We start from the raw sequence: 2,011 nt of genomic DNA, 5'->3' as shown, positions 1-2,011 counted from the left end.
GCATCGTCCCAGTACAGCTTGCCCGCGTCGTCGATCGACAATGTGACGGATTGCGGCGTGTCGCGCGCGACGCTGGCCGCAACCTTCGGCAGATCGAGCCGGATCGCGTGCGTCATCAGCGGCGCGGTGATGATGAAGATGACGAGCAGCACCAGCATCACGTCGATCAGCGGGGTCATGTTGATCTCCGCCATCGGCGCGGACGTCTTGTGGTGCTCGAGTCCGCCGAATGCCATGGTCGCTCCTCCGGAATGGGCCCGTCAGGCTTCCTGCGCGCACACGAACACGTGCAGGTCGCGCGCGAAGCCGTCGAGCTCCTCGGCGAGCTGCCGCACGAGCCGCCCGAGGATGTTGTAGGCCAGCACCGCAGGAATCGCGACGACGAGCCCGAACGCGGTCATGATCAGCGCCTCGCCGACCGGCCCCGCGACATTCTCGATCTGCGCCTGCCCGCTCGCGGCGATGCTGCCGAGCGCGTGGTAGATGCCCCACACGGTGCCGAGCAGCCCGACGAACGGCGCGGTGCTGCCGATCGACGCGAGCAGCACCTGGCCGAATTCGAGGCGCCGCTGCGAGCGCAGCATCGCGTGCCGCAACGCGCGCAGCACGCGTTCGCTGCGCTCGACGCGCGCGGCCAGAGCGGCCGGGTCGTGGTTGTCGGCCGCATCGCGCGCCGCTTCGGCGAGCGGCACGAACACGCGCTCGCGATCCGCGCCGGCGAGCGCGGCGATGCCCGCGTCGAGCGACGGCGCACGCCAGAACGCGGCGAGCGCGCGCGGCCCCTGCCGCTTCGCGCGGACCAGCAGCCAGGCTTTCATGAGGAGGAAGCACCAGCTGGCGACGGACATCGCCAGCAGCACATAAGCGACGGCATGCGTGATCGCATCGCCGCTTTCGAGGTAGTGGACAACGCCGGTGGGTATCGCCATCGGAGTTTCCCCGTGGTGTCAGCGCAGGCCGAGCACGTCCTGCATGTCGAACAGGCCGGCGCCGCGCGCCGACAGGAAGCGGACCGCGCGCAGCGCGCCCTGCGCATACGACACGCGGCTCGACGACTTGTGCGTGATCTCGATGCGCTCGCCGACTCCGGCGAACAGCACGGTGTGATCGCCGACGATGTCGCCGCCGCGCACCGCGGCGAAGCCGATCGACGACGGATCGCGTTCGCCCGTCACGCCGTGGCGGCCGTACACCGCGCAATCGTCGAGCGAACGCCCGAGCGCGCCGGCGACGGCTTCGCCCATCATCAGCGCGGTGCCCGACGGCGCGTCGACCTTGTGGCGGTGATGCGCCTCGATGATCTCGATGTCGTAGCCGTGCGAGAAATGCTTCGCCGCGAATTCGAGCAGCTTCAGCGTGACGTTCACGCCGACGCTCATGTTCGCCGCGAACACGATGCCGATCTTGCCCGCCGCGGCCTGCAGCCCGGCCTTCTGCTCGGCGGTGAAGCCGGTCGTGCCGATCACGAGCTTCACGTCGTGGCGCAGCGCGGCCTCGATATGGGCCATCGTGCCTTCCGGACGCGTGAAATCGATCAGGTAGTCGGCCTGCGCGAACACGGCGTCGAGGTCGGCGGTCAGCTTGACCCCGGTTTCCTTGCCGAGAAACGCGCCGGCGTCCTGGCCGAGGAACGGCGAATCGGCGCGGTCGAGCGCGCCGACGAGCTGCGCGTCGGCATCGTTGAGAACGGCTTCGATCAGCATCCGGCCCATACGGCCCGATGCGCCGGCAATCGCAATCTTCATGGCTTTCTACACGACAGGTCTAAAGGCGGGCGGCGCATGCCGCCCTGTTTCCGCACGCGGACTTACTGCGCCGGCGCGGTGAGCGGCTGGTTCTGCAGCGTGTCCGAGCCTTGCGGGCCGACTGGCGGCGACGCCTCGTTCGACGCGTTCGGCGGCGGCGGACGATGGAACTGGAACTGCGGCTGGATCGCCGGAACCGCGCCCGGCGGCTGGCCGCCCGGCACCGGCGCACCGCCGGCAGCCTGCGTGGACGGCGTGAACCGGCA

Annotated in this window: 3 protein-coding genes and 1 pseudogene; all 4 read right to left on the bottom strand. The window is 69.8% G+C overall.

Annotated elements, in window-relative coordinates; all coding sequences use genetic code 11:
* On the bottom strand, positions 1-236 hold a 236-nt coding region (locus G3N64_RS38890; RefSeq protein WP_205788869.1), incomplete at its 3' end, for a biopolymer transporter ExbD.
* A 24-nt stretch (positions 237-260) separates the two neighbouring features.
* Entirely contained in the window at positions 261-929 is a 669-nt protein-coding gene (locus tag G3N64_RS38885; protein ID WP_205788868.1) for a MotA/TolQ/ExbB proton channel family protein, read from the bottom strand.
* 18 nt (positions 930-947) lie between these two features.
* The gene (gene dapB / locus G3N64_RS38880) at positions 948-1,745 is read right to left on the bottom strand and encodes a 4-hydroxy-tetrahydrodipicolinate reductase (protein WP_205788867.1); all 798 of its coding nucleotides are present in this window, start codon (positions 1,743-1,745) and stop codon (positions 948-950) included.
* 62 nt (positions 1,746-1,807) lie between these two features.
* A pseudogene (locus tag G3N64_RS38875) lies at positions 1,808-2,011 on the bottom strand (outer membrane protein assembly factor BamE); the annotation flags it as partial.

It is taken from the genome of Burkholderia sp. Ac-20344, assembly GCF_017104975.1.
In the GTDB taxonomy this organism is placed as follows: domain Bacteria; phylum Pseudomonadota; class Gammaproteobacteria; order Burkholderiales; family Burkholderiaceae; genus Burkholderia.
This window is presented reverse-complemented; position numbering and strand designations above follow the sequence as displayed.

Excerpts from the sequence above, each read along its gene's own strand:
- G3N64_RS38885 (WP_205788868.1), bottom strand. The coding sequence starts at position 929 with ATGGCGATACCCACCGGCGTTGTCCACTACCTCGAAAGCGGCGATGCG.
- dapB (WP_205788867.1), bottom strand. The coding sequence starts at position 1,745 with ATGAAGATTGCGATTGCCGGCGCATCGGGCCGTATGGGCCGGATGCTG.